The 17974-nt window shown below is 73.6% G+C and carries 7 protein-coding genes; 4 read left to right on the top strand and 3 right to left on the bottom strand.

Translation table 11 applies throughout. From position 1 onward, the window contains the following. Positions 1-5: 5 nt before the first annotated feature. The 3 genes from recR (at position 6) to WMF36_RS01705 (ending at position 3513) form a co-directional block, all read left to right on the top strand. Complete coding sequence (recR, locus tag WMF36_RS01715; RefSeq protein ID WP_437577815.1) at positions 6-701, top strand: recombination mediator RecR; 696 nt, start codon at positions 6-8, stop codon at positions 699-701. A gap of 91 nt (positions 702-792) precedes the next feature. Then, entirely contained in the window at positions 793-1179 is a 387-nt protein-coding gene (locus WMF36_RS01710) for a RidA family protein (RefSeq protein WP_437508243.1), read from the top strand. A gap of 54 nt (positions 1180-1233) precedes the next feature. Beyond that, positions 1234-3513 (top strand): hypothetical protein, encoded by a 2280-nt coding sequence (locus tag WMF36_RS01705; RefSeq protein ID WP_437577814.1) that lies wholly within the window; start codon positions 1234-1236, stop codon positions 3511-3513. Between the two features lie 125 nt (positions 3514-3638). Here the strand turns inward: WMF36_RS01705 and WMF36_RS01700 are convergent, their stop codons facing one another. The 3 genes from WMF36_RS01700 to WMF36_RS01690 form a co-directional block, all read right to left on the bottom strand. Further along, complete coding sequence (locus WMF36_RS01700) at positions 3639-4451, bottom strand: hypothetical protein (protein ID WP_437577813.1); 813 nt, start codon at positions 4449-4451, stop codon at positions 3639-3641. 149 nt (positions 4452-4600) lie between these two features. Continuing rightward, the gene (locus WMF36_RS01695; protein ID WP_437577812.1) at positions 4601-5611 is read right to left on the bottom strand and encodes an aminotransferase class IV; all 1011 of its coding nucleotides are present in this window, start codon (positions 5609-5611) and stop codon (positions 4601-4603) included. Between the two features lie 14 nt (positions 5612-5625). Beyond that, positions 5626-16866: a tetratricopeptide repeat protein gene (locus tag WMF36_RS01690; RefSeq protein ID WP_437577811.1), complete on the bottom strand. Its 11241-nt coding sequence runs from the start codon at positions 16864-16866 to the stop codon at positions 5626-5628. Positions 16867-17075: 209 nt separating this feature from the next. Here WMF36_RS01690 and WMF36_RS01685 point away from each other — a divergent pair, with 209 nt between their 5' ends. Then, entirely contained in the window at positions 17076-17966 is an 891-nt protein-coding gene (locus WMF36_RS01685) for a 3-hydroxyacyl-CoA dehydrogenase family protein (RefSeq protein WP_437577810.1), read from the top strand. Positions 17967-17974 lie beyond the last annotated feature (8 nt).

Below are 17974 nucleotides of genomic sequence, written 5' to 3'. Positions count from 1 at the left end.
TTGCGTTGCGTCCCCCGGCCTCGCTCCCCGGCTCCTCGAAGCTCCCGAACGGCGGCCCCGCCGGCTTCCGCAGCGCGCCTGGAGGCCTGCCCGGCCGGCTGTCGCGCGTCGCCCAGCTGCTCGCGCGCCTGCCGGGCGTCGGCGAGAAGACGGCGCAGCGCTTCGCCCTCTTCCTCGTGACCGCCGGCGAGGACACCGCGCGCGAGCTGGGCAGCGAGCTCGCGGAGCTCTGCGACCACATCCGGCCGTGCGTCCGGTGCGGCCACATCGCCGAGATCGACGACAACGGCGGGGCGCTCTGCGCCATCTGCCAGGACACGCGGCGCGACGGCGGCCTCCTCTGCGTCGTCGCGCGCGTCCAGGACCTCCTGGCGATCGAGCGGAGCGGGGCGATGCGCGGGCGCTACTTCGTGCTCGGCCGGCTCCTCTCGCCCCTCGAGGGGGTCGGTGCCGAGGAGCTGCCGCTCGAGGCGCTCCGGGCGCGCGTGCGCGACCGCGAGCAGCCGGTGCGGGAGGTGCTCGTCGCCACCCCGCCCTCCGTCGACGGGGAGGCGACCGCGCTCCTGCTCGCGCGCGAGCTCGGCGCCATGGGGATCCAGGTCACGCGGATTGCCAGCGGCGTGCCGCACGGGGGAGATCTGGAGTTCGCCGACCAGGTGACGCTGGGGCGAGCCATCGAAGGCCGGAAGAGCTTCGGCTAGAGGGAACCGCGTAGACCGGCCCCCGACCCACGTCAGCGAGGGCCGGGCGGGCCTTCCGCACGCCGAGGCGCTCCACCATTCAGAGGTCGACATGTCCAAAACCGCAATCACATCCGATCGGGCCCCGCGCGCCATCGGGCCCTACTCGCAGGCCGTCAGGGCCGGCGATCTCGTGTTCTGCAGCGGCCAGATCCCGATCGATCCCGCGACGGGCGAGCTCGTCGCCGGGGGGATCGAGGCGCAGACGACCCAGGTGATCAAGAACCTGAGCGAGGTGCTGTCCGCGGCCGGCGCGAGCTGGAACGACGTGGTGAAGACCACGATCTACCTGACGAACCTCGCGGATTTCGCCGTCGTCAACCAGGTGTACGGGGCAGCCGTCGGCGGCGTGCTGCCCGCACGGGCGACGGTGCAGGTGGCGGCGCTGCCCAAGGGCTCCGCCGTCGAGATCGAAGCTGTTGCCCATCTATCGCGATAATCGGGGAGCCGCGGCCGCGGTCCCCCTCTCCAAAATGTCCCCGGGAGCCTCGACATGAGCACAAAGAACGAGAGCGAGAGCACGGAGCGGACCGCCAGCGCAGTTCCCGAATCTGCGCACGAGGGCGCCCCCGATGCAGAGAGCGGAGACAAGCCGCGCGCGCGGAAGGTCGTCCGCTCGGCGAGCACGTCGAGCGCGAGCGTCGCCAAGCGAGCCGACGAGCCGTCCGAGGGCGCCTCGGCGCAGCCCGCGGGCGAGGCGCCGCGTCCCTCGGCGAAGGCCGCCGCAAAAGAGCCGCAAGGCTCGCTGCTGGACCTGATCGCGCCCCGCAAGCGCCCGGCGCTGGCGGACGCGCCGCCGCCGGCCCCGACCGAAGACGCCGCGCCGCCGCCCACCGTCGCGCCGCGCGTCGTCCGCGACTACCGCGCGCCCAGGCCCGAGCGGACCGCCGCGGCATCCGGCGCGCCGCGGCCCGACCGGGGGCCCAGGCCCGACCGGGGGCCCAGGCCCGACCGCGGCCCGCGACCCGACCGGGGGCCCAGGCCCGACCGCGGGCCCCGGCCGGAGCGCGGCCCCAGGGTGGAGCAGGGACCTGGCGCGGCGCAGGGAGCCGGAGCGGAGCAGGGCGCGAGGCCCGATCGCGGGCCCAGGCCTGATCGCGGACCCAGGCCTGATCGCGGGCCGAGGCCCGACCGGGGACCGAGGCCCGATCGCGGGTTCTCGGCGCGACCGGTCGCGGAAGGCGGGCGGGCAGACAGCGGGCGCCCGCAGGGCGCGCGGCCCGGGGCGCAGGGCCCGGGGGGCGCCGGGGGACGAGCGCCCGCTGCGGCGAAGCAGCAGCAGAGCGACCGGATGGTGACCGTGGTCGGCCAGGGCGCGAGCGCGACGGTCGTGACGGGCAAGGGCGCCCGGCAGCCGCAAGGCCCCGCCAGGCCGGCGCACCTCCTGTTCGCGCTGCCGGCGGCCAAGGCGACGCAGGTCGCGGCGACGGACAAGCCGGCGCTCACGGCGCGCGAGGCGCTCAGCGCACGCACCGCCAAGGCGAAGCAGGCGACGGCGGCCGCGAAGAGCAAGGCCGACAGCGGGACGCGCCCGGAGGGCAGCGCGGGCGCCGAGGCGGCGAAGGTCGACTTCGACGCCGAGGTGCTCGCGGCGGGCTGGGATCGGGCCATCGAGGCGCTGCGGGCGGCGGGCGACGCCGCGCCGGCGCTCGTCGACGCCTGGATCGGCGCCTCCAACGCCGAGGCGATCGCGGCGGCCGCCGAGTCGGAGGACGCCCCCGGCGCGGCGCGGAAGGCGGCGCGCCGGGCGCTCAACGTGCTGAAGTCGCGCGGGGCGGCGATCCCGACGCGGCCGCGCGTGGTGCGGCTCGCCGAGGAGCGCGCCGAGGTGATCCAGGCGACGCTGATCCCGCCCGACTCGAGCGGGACCGAGGCCATCGCGATCACGAGCCGCGACACAAGCGGCCGCTACCGGATCGCGGAGGTGATCGTGCGCGAGTCGGTCGGCGTGCTGCACGCCGGCGGGGGGTGGCTCAGCGGCTCGCAGCTCAAGGAGGGCCGGGCGCGCGCGTACGACAACCTGGGCACGGCGCCCGTGCCCGTCTCGCTGGAGTGGGCCCGCCACCGGATCGCGACCGCGAAGCGGCAGAACGCCGTGTCGGGGCAGGTCGTGCCGCTCGGGCTCGAGGGGTGTCGCGATCTCATCGAGCCCGCGCCGGAGACCGAGCCGCGCCACCCGGTGGCGGACCTCGAGGAGAGCCTGACGGACGAGCAGGTGGCGACGCTCATCCCCGGCTCCGCCGCCCTGCACGACGAGCCGGAGTTCCGGCACTGGCTGCCCGCCCGCCAGGCGCTCGACGAGCTCCTGCAGAAGGTCGGCCAGCGGCTCGGGTCCGCCGGGATGCGCGATCCCGCGCAGGTGAACACGGCGCTGCGCGAGGAGCTCGAGCTCGCGACCGACCGGTTCTTCTCGCCCGAGGTGCGCGGGCAGCTCGCGACGCGGATGCGGAGCAGCGCGGTCTCGCTGCGGGCGCGCAAGGGGGACGCGGCGGCCACCACCGCCCTCGCCGTGGCGCGCGCCATCAGGGAGGCGGGGCTGATCACCGCGCCGCCGCGCGAGATCCCCTTCCTGGCGGCGTTCTTCCAGAAGGCGCTCGGCGTGCTCGCGCAGCAGGGCGGCGGGCAGCTGCGGGTCCCGGTTCCGGCCGGCGCGGCCGGGCCCTCCTCGGGCGCCGAGGCCGCGAGCGGCGAGGAGCCTGCCGAAGGCTCGGGCGCCGAGGCCCCGAGCGGCGAGGGCTCGGGCGGCGAGGCCCAGCAGGCGGCCGGCGGGTGATCGGGCGCGCCGGCCACGCCGGCGCGTGATCGCGCGCGCCGGCCACGCTGGCGCGCTGGGAAACAAAAGCGAGAGGCGAGCCCGGAACGACCCGGCGCTCGCCTCTCGGCTTTTGTCTGGCGGAGCTACTTCACGGTGACGGTGATGTCGCCGTTCTCGGTGAAGAGCTCGAGCAGGCCGCCGTCGCCGTCGCCCATCGTGTACGACGTCGCGCTGCCCTCGCCGGCGGTCGCCCACGTCGAGGGGATGCCCTGCTCCACGACGTCGCCGTTGAGCGTCTGCGCGGTCATCGTCCCGTCCACCCCCGCCGGCACCGAGAGCTCGACCGCGCCGTTGCCGGAGCTGATCGCCCCGTCCGAGCTGCTCCACGCGTCGAGGTCGACGAAGACGCCGCCGTTGTCGGTGGCCACGTTGATCGCGCCGCGCGCGCCGACCACGTCGATGCTGCCGTTGTCGCTCAGGACGGTGGTGCCGCGGGACGGGGCGCCGTCGAGGTCGATCTCGACGCTGCCGTTGTCCTGCTCGACGCGGAGCCCGCCGTCGAAGTCGGCGGGCAGGACGACCTCGATGTCGGCGCCGAGGTACCCGGAGGAGCCCGCCCTGCGCTGGGTCGTGATGACGACCTCGCCCTCGGTCTTCGCGGCGAGATCGAGGTTCTCCTCGATCTCCTGCACCGCGAGCAGGTTCTCGTCCTTCTTGCGCATCGTGAACGGGGAGAAGGTGACGACGACGTCGCTCACGTTCCCGGTGCGGACCTCGACGTCACCGTTGTCGCTCACGATGCGGATGCTCTGGGTCGGGAGGTACTCGACACGCACGCTCTCGTCGGTGCCTTCGTAGCGCACGAGGGTCTCGGCGGTGACGACACACCCGGCCGCCGCTGCGGCGGACGCAGCGCTGATCAGGAAGCAGGCGATTCGAAGCGAGCGATTCATCATGGATTCCTCTCGGGCAGATAGTACGGCGGGCGAGGTTCGAGCCCCCTCCGACCGCGCAGGGAGCGTGCCAGCCCGTTTCTTGGACGCGTGCTCCGAGCAGCACATCATGGATCGCAAGATTTCGACGCGGTCCGGTGGGTCGCCGAGGCTCAGGGCGCCTCCCACGGGAGGGGCGCCTCACCAAGACCCACCTTCTTGCGAAAAGCGACGTGCAGCGCCCGGGTCTTCGGGCCGGGGAGTCCCGCGCCGAGGGTGTGCCCGTCCACGCGCACGACTGGAACGATCTCGCGGAGGCTCGAGGTGATGAACGCCTCCTCGGCGGCCAGGAGCCGGGCCATCGTGACCGGCTCGCAGCACACCGGGATGCCGAGCTCGCCCGCGACGTCGATGACGTTGGCCCGGGTGATGCCGACAAGGATCCCTGCCTCCCTGGGCGGCGTGATCAACAGGTATCCCGCCTCCTCCGCGCCCTCGCGCGCCGGCGGACGCCGCTCCACAAGGAAGACGTTGGACGTCGTGCCTTCGACGACGTGGCCCGACGGGTCCAGGATCAGCGCCTCGTGGGCCCCGGCGGCCCGCGCCTCGCGCAGGGCGAGGAGGCTCTCGAGGTAGTTCGAGATCTTGGCCCCCGGCGCCGCGTCGCCGGCCCGCTGGGTGCGCGTCGTGATGACCGAGATCCCCTCGCGGTAGAGCGCGCCCGGCAGCGGCTTCAGCGGCTCGACGAGGACGACGCGGAGCGGCGCGCCCGCGAGCGCGGGATCGAGCCCGAGCGGGCCGCTGCCGCGGGTCAGCATCACGCGGATGTAGCTCTCGAGCGGCGCGGCTGGGCCCGTCGTTCCCGTCGAGCCCGCGGCTCCCGCCGAGCCAGCGGCTCCCGCCGAGCCTGCCGTGGCTCCGGCGCCCTCCGGCGCGCTCGCGGCCCGGATCAGCGCGCGCACCTCGCGGGCGAGCGCGTCGGGCGGGATCGGCAGCGCGATCGCGATCCGCTCGGCAGAGCGCTCGAGGCGGGCGAGGTGCTCTTCCAGAGCGAACGGCTCGCCGCCGTAGGTACGGATGGTCTCGAAGACACTGTCGCCGTAGAGGAAGCCGCGGTCGTAGACCGAGACCTTGGCCTCCTCCGGCCGATGGATGACACCGTCGATGCTGACAAGCCGCGTCACGCGGCGAGACTACGTCACTTCTTGAGCTGCGCCAGGAGCTCCTTCGCCGGGGCGAAGTCGCGGTCGTTGTCGAGCGCGCGCTCCAGCATCTGGATCGCCTTCTTGTCGTCGTTCTGACGATGGCTGATCACGCCGAGGTAATAGAAGACCTCGCCCTTGCTGATCGGCGCGCCCTCGTCGAGCTTCTGGAGGAGCAGCGCGCGGAAGGTCTTCTGCGCGCGGTCGATGTGCGCCGTCCTCGCCGCGTCGTCGCCTGACTCCGACAGCTCCAGCGCCAGCACGCCGAGGTCGCGGAGGATGGCGATCGAGCCCGGGTCGATCTTGAAGGCGACGTCGAGCTCGGTGAGCGCCCGCTCCCGCTGCCCCTCGGCCAGGTAGGCCTTGGCGAGGCGGTGGTGGATCGCGGCGAGATCCTTCGAGCGGCGGCCGCCGTAGGACTCGACGATCTGCTGCAGCGCCTCGGCGGCCTTCTGGCCGCGGCCCGAGGCGCTGTACGCGTCGCAGAGCGCGAGCAGGAGCTCGCGATCGCCCGGCACGAGCTCGGTCGCCTTGACCAGGAGGTCCGCCGCGCGGCCGGGATCGCTCCGCTTCGTCAGGTGGATGCCGGCCGCCTTGCGGTAGAGCGCCACCTTCTCGGCCGGCTGCCCGGCCGTCTCCGCGTCGCCGGTGATGAGATCGGCGAGCTCGGTGAAGGCCTGCTGCTTCTCGTAGAGGGCGAGGAGCTGCTTCCTGATGTCCTGCGCCGACGCGTCCGCCGCGAGGCCCCGCTCGAGCACGCGCCGGACCGCGCCCTCGTCGCCGAGGGACCGGTGCAGATCCGCGAGCCGGAGCGAAGTGCTCACCGCCTCCGCGGCGCGGGCGTCCTCGAGGATCACCTCGAGCCGCTGCGCCGCCTCGGCCTTCTCCCCGCGCTGCTCGTGCAGGCGGGCCAGCGCGAGGAGCGCGCCGGCGTGGCGCGGCTCGCGCTCGAGGACCGCGCGGTAGGTCTCGATCGCCCGCGCCGTGTCGTTCAGCCGGGTCTCGTAGACCTCGCCGAGGCGGACGCTGTACGACAGCTCCGCCGCGACGTCGCCGCGGTCCTTCGCGCGCTCGATCTGCGTGACGAACAGATCCGACAGCTCCTGATCGCGGCCGGTCTTCTCGAGCAGCTGCGCGAGCAGGACCGTCGCCTTCTCGTTGTCGGGCTGCTCGTCGAGGACCGCGCGCAGGTGCTCGGTCGCCTCGCTCACGGCGTCGAGCCGCGAGAGGCAGATCTCGGCGCTCTCGAGCCGCAGCGCCGAGCGGGCCTCGGGGGACTCGGCCAGGTCGGTGAGCCGCTCGAGCAGCGAGAGCAGCTCCTTGTGCTTGCCGGCCTTCGCGTAGAGCTCGCGCAGCGCGGTCGCCGCGCGCGCATCGCCCGGATCCGCCTCGAAGAGCGTCTCGTAGAGATCGATCGCCGCGGCGTCGTCGCCGAGCTTCTCGCGCGCGACCGCCGCGGCGGCGTGCCGCGCGTCGCGGATGCGATCGGCCTCGGCGTAGAGCTCGGACTGGCGCACGAGCAGCCGGAAGACCTCCTTGGGGTCGCCCGCCTCCTCCCGCACCTTCGTGAGCTCGGCGAGCGCCCAGGTGTCCCCCTCGTCCGCCGCGATCATCTCGCGCAGGATCGCCTCGACGAGCTCCCGGTCGCCCAGCGCGCGCTCCGCCAGCTGCTTCGCCTCGCGGCGGAGCTCGCCCGCGGTCCCCTCCATGCCGTCGAGGGCCGCGATCCGGCGGAGCGTGCCGATGAGGTCGCGCTCGCGCCCGGGGGCCCGCTGCAGCTCCTCGATCGACCGCAGGATGTGCTCGCTCGTGGGATCGTGCGTGAGCGCCGCCTCGTACGCCGCCTCGGCGGCCTTGGGGTCGCCCACCTTGTTCTTCTGCCACTCGGCGATGCGCATCCAGAGATCGCGCGCCGTGTCGCCGTCGAGATCGGCCCCGGCCCGCACCGCCCGCTCCAGCGCGGAGGCGGCGCTCGCCCAGCCGCCCGTCAGCGGGGCGAGGCGCTCGATCTCGCCGAGCACGTCCGGGTCCGACGGGTCGTCGGCGAGCGCCTTCTCGAGGGTCTCCAGGGCCGCCCGCGGGTCGTTGGAGCGCACCTCGAGCACCTTGGCCAGGTCGAGGCGCATCCGGATCCGCTCCACGCCGGTCGGCGCGAAGCGGATGCGCTTCTCGTAGAGGCGCGCCAGCGCGGCGTTGTCGCCCCGCGTGCGGTAGACGCCCTCGAGCGCCTCGGCCGCCTCGTCGAAGAGCGTCGGATCCTCGGTGAGCGCCTCGATCGCCGCGCTCGCCCGCTCGTGATCGACCGCGCGTTCGAGCGCCTGCCGCAGGGTGTTGAGGCCCTGGGGCTTGTCGCCGAACGACTCGATCTGGATCACCGCGAGCCGGTAGAAGAGATCCGCCTGGTCGCGATCGCCGCTCGTCACCGCGCCGCGGCGCTCGAGCACGTCCGCGAGCGCCTTCTCGTCGCCGAGGCGGCCGTAGAGCCGATCGAGCGCCTCGAGGAGCTCCGGCGTGTCGCCGGCGTGCTCGACGGCCTTGGCGTAGGCCTGGGCGCTGCGCCGGTCGTCCTTGAGCTTCTCCTCGGCGATGCGGCCGATCCGGAGGAACAGGTCCTTCGCGATCGTCGCGTCGAAGGTCGCCGCGGCCCGCTGCGCGAGCGCGTCGCAGTAGCGGCCGAAGCCGTCCGTGCGCTCCGCGAGCCGCTCGATCTCGCCGTGCAGCGACGCGTCGTCCGGCGCGTCCTCCAGGGCGCGGAGCAACGCCTCCTCCGCCTCGAGCGGCCGCCCGAGCTGCACGTCCTGCACCACCGCGATCGCCCGGAGCGTCTCGGCCCGGTCGGTCGGCTCGGTCTGCGCGCGCAGGCGCAGCTCGAGCGCGGCCGCGAGCTCCTCGTGGCGCCCGGCCGCGCGGAGGACGGGCTCGAGCACCTGGGCGGCGTCGAGGCGCAGCTCCTCGCGGCCCTCGCCGATGGCGCGGACCGCCCGGATCGCATGATCGTTCGCCTGATCCTCGTCGAGGACGAGCCGGTACTGCTCGATCGCGTCGCTCGGGCTCTCGAGCTCCCGCGCGTAGAGATCGCCGATCGCCGTCCGGAGCTTGATGCGCGCGCCCCGCTCCGTGGCGGCGCTCGCCTGGAGCATCAGGTTCGACAGGAGCTCGTCCCACATCCGCTCGGCCCGGTAGAGCCGCTCCAGCGAGGTGAGCACCGCCGGATCGCCCGGCTTCGCGTCGAGCGCCGCGTTGAGCGCGGTGATCGCGTCGCGCGGGCTCGAGAGGTCCCTCTCGTAGCGCTCGGCGGCGCGCACGTTGAGGTCGTAGCGCAGCTCCTCCTCGTCGGGACCCGCGAGCTCGACGCGGCGGCCGTAGAGCTCCACCAGCCGGCTCGCGGCGCCGCGGGGCTCGTGCAGCTCGATCAGCGCGTCGATCGTCATCGCGCTCTCGGGGTCGAGCTCGAGCGCCCGCTCGTACGCCTGGATGGCGCCCTCCGTGTCCTCGAGCATCTCGAGCTTGGTCTCGGCGATGCGCCGGCAGAGCGAGGCGTTGTCCTCGTCCGACGCCATCTCGCTCTTCTTCTCGAGGACGGCGATGAGCGTGTCCCAGTCGCTGAGCAGCACGGCCAGCGTGTCCATCTGCTCGAGCGGCTCGGGGTCGCTCGGGTCGAGCGCGGACAGGCGCGCGTAGGCGCGGAGCGCCCGGCGCGGGTCGTCCACGCGCGTGTCGTAGACCCTGGCCAGCGACGAGAGCAGCTCGCGCTTCGTGAGCTCGTCGGCCGTGATGGTCACGCCCTCCTCGAGGCTCTCCGCGAGCTCCTCCCAGGCGCCGAGCTGCTCGGCGAGCCGCTCGAGCTCGCCGCGCGTCTCGCCGTCGTCCGGATCGAGGCTGAACGCCGTCCGGATCGCGTCGAAGGCGCGCAGCTCATCGCTGCCCCGCGTCTCCCAGAGCTTCGCCGTCTCCCGCAGCACCGCGACCTTCTCGGTGGCGGAAGGCGCGAGGCCGAACCGATCCTCGTTGAGCCGGATGAGCTGCCGCCAGTCGTCCGCCCCCTCGTAGAGCGGCCGGAGGATCTCGACGACCCGCGCCTTGTGCTGCGGGTCCTGGATGAGCGCCTCGAGCGCCCGGATCGCCTCGGCGTGCGAGGGCACCTCGCCGACGATCGCCTCGAGCTGATCGATCGCGCCCGCGGTGTCGTCGAGGCGCGTGCGCAGGAGCTCCGCGAGCGCGAGCCGGTAGGGCGCCGCGCGCTCGCCGTTCGGGGCGGCCTCGGCCCGGCGCAGGTAGAGGTCGGCGAGATCGCGCGGCCGATCGAGCTCGCGGTAGAGCTCGGTCAGCGCGTCGAGCGACCGGGCGTCGTCCTCGTCGACGTCGAGCGCCGCGCGGTAGGTCTCGATCGCGAGCGCGGGCTCGCGGAGCTCCGTCCGCTCGAGGCGCGCGATCGTGTGGAGGGCGTCGAGCCGATCCTCGTCCTTCCGGTAGTCGAGCGCGGCGCGGTAGAGCTGGATGCGCTCGGCGTGGCGCCTTTCCTTGATGAGCAGCCCGTCGATCGCGTCGAACAGCTCGCGCGAGTCCGGCTCGAACTCGTGCGCGCGCCGGTACCACTTCAGCGCGTCGGTCACGTCGCCGAGCTGGGCGTAGAGCTCGCCGGTGCGCCGGCTGAGCTTCGCGCTCGACGCGTCGTCCGAGGTGAGCTCGCCGAGCTCCGCCGCGTAGATCTCGGCGAGCCGCCGCTCGGCGCTCGCCACCTTCGCGAGCCGCTCGAGCTCCGCCCAGACCCCCTCGTCGGTGAGATCCTCGTGGAGGAGCTTCGCCACCGTCTCCAGGGCCGCGCGGTAGTCCTCGAGCTGCTCCTCGTGCAAGGTCGCGAGCCGCTGCAGGAGGTCGCGGCGCTCGACCGGATCCTGGCTCGCGGCGAGGCGCGCATCGAGCGCGATCTTCACCCGGTTCCAGTCCGCCCGGCGCAGGTACACCGGCTCGAGCATCTCGCCGGCGCGCGCCCGGTGCTCGGCCTCGGCCGAGCCCTCGAGGATCGCCTCGAGGAGCGACACGGCGCCCTCGTGCGCCGGATCGATGAGCAGCGCCTCGGAGAGCTCGTCGAACGCGCGCTGCAGGTCCTCGGTGTGGCGGTGCGCGACGAGCGCGATCTTGACGTGCAGCTCGGCGAGATCGCCGGCGCGCACGTCGAGCTGCCGCTCGTAGAGCCGGATGAGGTCCTGGAAGCGCCCCGCCGCGCGGTAGAGGCTGTCGAGCGCCGCGAGCGCGTCCGGGTGGAGCGCGATGTCGAGGATCGTCTCGTAGGTCGAGATCGCGCCGGCCTGGTCCTCGAGCGGGCCCCGCTCGAGCTCGGCGATCCGGAAGAGCAGCCCCGTCTTCTCCTCGTCGCTCTCGGCGTGCTCGACCCGGAGCTTCAGGATCTCGAGCAGCCGCCCGGCGTCGTTCGCCTCGCCGTAGAGCTCCTCCAGCGCGATCATCGCCCGCCGGTCGTCGCCGCGGGCCTCGAGCGCCTTCTTGTACTGCTCGACCGCGAGCTCGCGGTCGTCGAGCTTGTGCCGCGCGAGCTCGCCGACCCGGAGCCGGACGTCCTGCTGCACGTCGCCGTCGAGGATGTCCGGCGCGATGCCCTGGAACAGCGCGCACACCTCGGACCAGCGTCCGGTGGCCTCGCCCAGCCGCTCGACCGTCTCGATCCAGGTCGTCACGTCGGGCTCGCCCGCCGCCTCCCGCACGCCGCGGAGCGCGTAGCCGAACGCCCGCGATGTGTCGCCGAGCGGCCCCTCCGCGGTGCGGAGCGCCTTCTGCAGGGTGGCGAGCCGCTCGCCCGGGAGCTCCGAGGTCTCGACCTTGATCTCCAGGACCCGGAGGAGGCGCTCGGCGTCGCCGTCCGCCTCGTAGAGCGGCTCGAGCGTCTCGGCCGCGTCCCGCCGCGCGTCGTCCCGCTCGAGCATCGCCTCGAGCGCCGCGCGGCAGCGCGCGTTCGACGGATCGAGCGAGAGCGCCTGGCGGTACGCCTCGAGCGCCCCCGTCGCGTCGGCCTGGTGCAGCCGCCGCACGTCGCCGAGCCGCGCCAGCAGATCGAGCCGGGCGGGCGTCTCCACCGCGAGCGACAGGTCCGTCTCCAGCGTGTCGGCGAGGTCGACCCAGCGCTCGTCGAGGTCGTAGAGCGCCTCGAGGGCCGCGAGGGTCGGGCGCTCGGGCCCGAACTCGTCGAGCACCGCGCGCCACGCGTTGATCGCCTCGGGCACGTCGGCGAGCCGCTGCGCGAGCGTCTCGGCCGCCTTGGTCATCGCGCGCCGCCGCTCCTCCGGGTCGGTGGTCGCCTGCTCCCGCGCCCGGAGCACGGAGACGAGCTCCCGCCACTGCGAGGTCCGCTCGTAGAGCCGCTCCAGCGCCGCGAGCGCCGCCGTGTCGGCGCTGTCGTCGCCGAGCCGCGCCTGCCAGGCCTCGATCGCCTTGGCCGGGTCGTCCAGCACCGTCTCGTACAGCGTGCCGATGCGCTCGTAGAGCGACCGCCGCGTCTCGACGTCCTCCTCGAGGCGCACCTCGATCGCGAGCACGCCCGCGAGCGCCTGGTGCTCCTCCTTCGCCGCGTAGATGCGGCCGAGCGCCTGCGCCGCCGGGATGACCAGCGACGGATCGGTCGGATCGATGGAGAGCACGCGCCGGTAGACCTTCTCGGCCCGGTCGGCGTCGCCGAGGAGGTCCTCGCAGATCCTCGCGACTTCCATCAGGATTTCGCCGCGGATCGAGGCCGTCCCGCACGCGTCCGCGGCCGCCGTGAGCACCTCGGCGACCTGCTCGTGCTCGCCGAGGCGCCGGCCGATCTCGATGAGCCGCTCGCGCGCCGCGAGGTCCTCCGGCTCGAGCGGCAGGAGCTCCGACAGGCTGGCGAACGCGCCCGCGTCGTCCTTGAGCCGCTCGTCCTGGAGCACGCTGACGCGGCGGAGCAGCTCGCGCCGCTCCGACTCGGTCTCCGCGCCCTGGCGCCGGATCTCGAGGACCCGCACGAGCTGCCGGATCTCGTCCCGCGCCTCGTACACCGCCTCGAGCACCCGCGCCGCCCGGAGCCGGAGCGCCCCGATGTCGAGCAGCCGCTCGACGAGCTCGCGCGCCTTCGGGTCGTTCTGCCGGATCCGGAGCACGTCCTCGAGGTGCCCGAGCGACCCGTCCGGCTCGTGCAGCCGGTCGAGGTAGATGCTGCCGAGCGACAGCTTGATCTCCACGCTCTCGGCCTCGGTCGCCGTCTTCAGGCGCTGCTCGAGGAGCGCCGCGAGGTCGCGGAAGCGCCCCTCGCGCTCGTAGAGCTTCTCCAGCGAGTCGAGCGCCGCCGTGTAGAACGGATCGAGCTCGAGGATGCGCTCGTAGTAGCCGATCGCCTTGGCGGCATCGCCGATGATCTCCTCGGCGATCAGCGCGACCTCGTTGAGCAGCTCGATGCGCTCGCTCTGGTCGGTCGTGCCCTTCGCGGCGCGGTCGTAGAGCGCCTCGAGCTCGCCCCAGCGCTCGGCCGCCGTCAGGATCTGCTTCAGCCGCTCGAAGGCGCGGTGGCTGTTCGGGTCGAGGCTCAGCACCCGCTCCAGGTAGGGCTTCGCGCCCTCCGGATCGCCGAGCTGCTCGTCGTGCAGGCTCGCCGCGCGCTCGCAGAGCTCGACCTCCACGGCGCTCCCGAGCACCTTGTCGCCCTCGGTGCGCCCCGCGACGAGGTGCACGCGATAAGCCTCCGCGAGGTCGGTCGGCCGGCCGGCGCGGCGCGACAGCTCCGCGGCGCGGTCCCAGAGCTCGATGTCGTCCGAGAACTCGTGCAGCGCCCGGAGCAGCGCGTCGAACGCCGTCCCGGCCGCGTGCAGCTTCGTCTCCTCGACGTTCGCGAGCGTGACGTAGAGCTCCCGGCGCCGCGCCGGGTCTCGCTCCGCCTCGAGGATCACCCGCAGGGCCATGGCCTCGCGCCGGTGGTTGCCCGTCTCGGCGTACTCGACGGCGAGCACCCGGGCCGCGCGCACGCGCGTCTCCGGGCGCTCGACGAGCCGCGAGAGCACGGCGATCGCGTCCGGGTCGTGCGCCGACAGATCGAGCGCGCGCGCCGCCGCCTCGAACGCGTCCGCCGGACGATCCAGCCGGTCCAGGTAGAGCGTCGCGAGCTCGATCTCGCGCCGCGCCCGCTCGTCGCCCTCGCTGACGTCGCGGTGCGTGGCCACGATCTCGGCCGCCGCCTCGTACTCGCCCGCGGCGTTCAGGAGGCGCGAGAGCACCCGCAGCGCGTTGATGCGCCCGGGCGTGAGCGCGATGACCTTGCGCAAGAGCTCGATCGCCTTCGCCGGATCGCCGAAGACCTCCTCCTCGAGCGTCGCCCACTCCTCGAGGATCTCGGCGCGCGCCTCGCCCTCGACCTGGCTCGCCCTGAGATCGAACAGCCACCTGAGGTCGGCCTGCCGCTCGTTCGCGCGGAGGAGCGCGTCGAGCGCCCGCACCGTGTCGTCGTCGGACGGGTCGTCCTCGACGAGGCCGCGGTAGACGGTCACCGCCTCGTCGAGCTTGCCCATCTCGCGCGCGTACACCTCGGCGAGCTTCAGCCGGAGCGTGCGCTGGACGTCGGTCGTGAGGTCCGTCGCCGTCCGGAGCCGGCCCTCGACCGCCTCGACGAACGGCCCCCAGGAGCCCGCCGCCCGCGACCAGGCCTCGAGCAGGTCGAGCCCCTCCTCGTCGGGCTTGAGCTCGTAGGCGCGGCGCGCGTAGCCGAGCGCGCTCGGCTTGTCCGAGAGCGGGCCGCCCGTCGCCGCCGCGAGCTTGCGCAGCATGCCGACCTGGGCCTCGGTGTCCTCGGTCGCGTCGAGGAGGATCTCGTAGAGCGCCGGCAGCCGGGCCCACTTCTCCTCGTCCTCGTAGATCGGCACGAGCGCCGCCGCGGCGCGCGCGTCCTTCGGCGAGACGCTGAGCACGCGCTCGTACGAGCGCGCCGCGCGCTCGGGCGCCTTGAGCTGCTCCTCGAAGATCCGCGCCGCGCGGAAGGAGATGTCGAGCTTCGTGGCCGGGTCGGTCGCCTTGTCCGCGGCGCCCGAGAGGAAGTCGACGAGGCCCTCCCAGTCGTTCTGCGAGGCGTAGAGCTCCTCGAGCCCGTCCCAGTCGCCCGCGGCGAAGTACGCGTCGCGCAGGACGCGGAGCGCGCGCGCGTGCCCCGGCGAGAGCGTGAGCACGCGCCGCCACGTCCGCGCCGCCTGGGCCGGATCCTTGAGGCGCTCGGCGTACACGGCCCCGAGCTTCTGCAGAGAGACGAGCCGCGCCGCGTCGTCGGCCGCGAGGTCGACGCGCCGCTCGAGCACCTCGGCGACCGTGGCGAAGTCCTTCTCGCGCTCGGCCTGCTTCTCCAGTGCGTCGAGCACCCCGGGGGCGCTCGGGTCGAGCTCGAGGATCCGCTTCTGCAGCGTGATCGCGTCCGCGCCGCGATCGAGCCGCTCGGCGGCGAGCTTGGCCATCTCGCCGAGGAGCTCGATCTTCGCGGCGCCCTCGGCGCTGTCGAGCTTGCGCTCGTAGAGCGAGTAGAGCTGCGGCCAGGCGCGCCGCTTCAGGTAGAGCTCGCGGAGCTTCTGCTGCGCCTCCTCGTCGATCGGCTCGACGGTGAGCAGCGCCTCGTAGGCCGCGATGGAGTTCTGGACGTTCGAGAACTGGTCGAACCAGCGCCGCGCGACGGCGCGGTAGAGCCCCGCCTTCTCGGCGCGGCTCTCGGTCAGCTCGGCGAGGCGCTGCTGGTACGAGAGCAGGTCGCGCCAGCGCCCGAGCGCCTCGTAGATGCGGGTGAGCTCCCGCACGGCGTCGACGTCCTTGTCGTCGAGCTGGACGATCTGGGTGAGGACCGTGACGAGCGCCGCGTCGTTCTTGGCGCGGTCGCGGTAGATCCCGGCGATCTCGCCGAGCACGGCGACCCTGCCGGCGACGTCGTCGGCGGGCGTGCGCTCGAGGTCCTGCCGGTAGAGCTCGACGAGGGCGTTGTACCCCTCGGTCTGGAGGTAGAGGCGCTTCAGGGCGTCGCGCGCCTGGCGGTTCTCCGGATCGGTCCGGAGCACGGACTTGTACTGCTCGATCGCCTTGGCGGCGTTCTCCTGCGACTCGGCGAGCCGCGCGAGCTCGGTGGCGAGGGCGCGCTTCTCGGCGCCGTCGGGCACGGCGCGCTGCGCGTCCGTGAGGATGGTCGTGAGCCGCGGCTTGTCGCCGCGCTGCTCCAGGACCTCGCGGTAGAAGTTGAGCATCCCGGCGTGCGCCGGGTCGGCGCGCCGCACGCGGTCGAAGTAGGGCTCGGCCGCCTGGGGCTGAGCGCGCATGCGCCAGTGGACCATGGCGATCTGCACGAGCATGCCGAGCTCGTCGCCCGGCTTCACGCCGCCGCTGCGGAGCTGGTCCTCGTAGAGGGCGACGAGGCGATCCCAGTCGCCCGCGGCGGAGTACGCCTCGGCCAGGAACGAGAGCGCCTCGGGCTGGCCGGGCGAGAGATCGAGCACCTCCTCGTAGGCCGCGATCGAGCGGGCCGGGTCATCGAGGTGGGCCTTGATGGTGCGCGCCGCGCGGACGCCCGCCGCGATGCGGTCCTCCTTGCGCTCCGCCTCGGCCTTGACGAGCGACTGGACGCGGACGACGGCGTCCCAGTCCCCCGCGGAGGCGAAGGCGATCTCGGCGAGGTTGGCGGCCCGGCGGTTCTTCGGGTCGAGCTGGAGGGCGAGATCGATGAGCTCGCCCACCTTCTCGCCGAGCTCGGCGCGGCCGTAGCGGTAGCCGATGTCGGCCGCGCTCGTGGTGAGCGCGCTCTTGAAGGCGCCGTCGGTCGCGGCCTCGGCCTCGGCCACGTAGCGGTCCACGAGGTCGCGCCACCGCTCGCGCTTCGAGGCGTCAGTCTCGAGCGCCTCGGCGGCGTCGTCGTCGTCGGGGCGCAGCTCGAGCAGCCGCTTGTAGGCGGCCGTCGCGCGTTCCACGTCGATGAGCTCCTCGTGGTAGACGCGGGCGAGCTCCGCCTGCATCGCGCCCTCGACGGGGCTGCCGGCGGCGAGCGCGATCTCCAGCTCGAGGAGGCGAGCGACGGCCTGCCACTCGTGCCGCTCCTCGTGCCGCCCGCGCGCCGCGCCGAGCAGGCGCTCGACGTCGCCGGCGCCCGCGCCGTTGTTCGGAGCAGTCACGGCCTCCGCGAGCTCGTTCCAGGCTGCCTCGTTCTCGGGCTCATCCTGCAGGCGCCCGAGGGCCATCCGAATCGTCTCAACGCTCATCGTATCTCCGCGGACCTCGCGAATTCGGTCCGGTCCGTTCACGGCCGGGCGAAGATAGCCGGGCAGACGACACGGTTTCAAGGATCCTCGCCCCCGCGGCAAAAGCGCGGGCGCAGCTTTCGCGCGCTTCTGCCGCGGGGACGGCCAGCGGGCGGGCCGTCGGCATGGGCGGTTCACCGCGCCCTCGGCTTCGGGTATCAACCGCGGGCATGGAAGCTACGACGATCAAGCGCTTCGGGGTGATCGGCGCGGGCCAGATGGGGCGAGGCATCGCCCAGGTCGCCGCGGCCGCGGGCCTCGAGGTGGTCCTGTGCGACGTCTCGAGGGCGCTGGCGGAGTCTGGCAAGGCTCAGATCGCCGCGATCCTCGCGAAGCAGGTGGAGAAGGGGAAGATGGCCCCGGAGGCGCGGGAGGCGCTCCTCGGCCGCGTCGCGGCCGCGGACGGCATCGCCGGCCTGTCGGGGGTCGACCTGGCCGTGGAGGCGGTGACCGAGAGCTTCGACGTGAAGAGCCGGATCTTCAAGCTCGCGGACGCGGCGATGCCAGAGGGGGCGATCCTGGCGTCGAACACGTCGTCGATCTCGATCACGCGGCTCGCGGCGGTGACCGGCCGGCCTGAGCTGGTCATCGGGATGCACTTCATGAACCCGGTGCCGCTGATGAAGCTCGTCGAGCTCATCCGGGGGGTGCAGACGTCGGACGCGACGTACGAGGCCGTCCGGAACCTCACGGTGGGGCTGGGCAAGACGGTGATCACCTCGAAGGACCAGCCCGGGTTCATCGTGAACCGGATGCTGATCCCGTTCCTGAACGAGGCGTGCTTCGCGCTTCAGGAGGGGCTGTCGACGCCGGAGGACATCGACGCGGGGGCGCGGCTCGGGCTGAACCACCCGATGGGGCCGCTGGAGCTCGCGGACCTGATCGGGCTGGACACGGTGCTCTCGATCGCGGAGGTGCTGCACCGGGAGTTCGGGGACTCGAAGTACCGGGCGCCCACGCTGCTGCGGAACCTCGTGGCGGCGGGGTGGTACGGGAAGAAGAGCGGGCGGGGGTTCTACGTGTACGACGAGAAGGGGCAGAAGACGGGGAGGGCCGTGTAGGCGGGAGC

It is taken from the genome of Sorangium sp. So ce887 (assembly GCF_051521455.1).
In the GTDB taxonomy this organism is placed as follows: domain Bacteria; phylum Myxococcota_A; class Polyangia; order Polyangiales; family Polyangiaceae; genus Sorangium.
The sequence above is the reverse complement of the archived record's forward strand: the minus strand, read 5'-3'. Positions and strand labels throughout refer to the sequence as shown.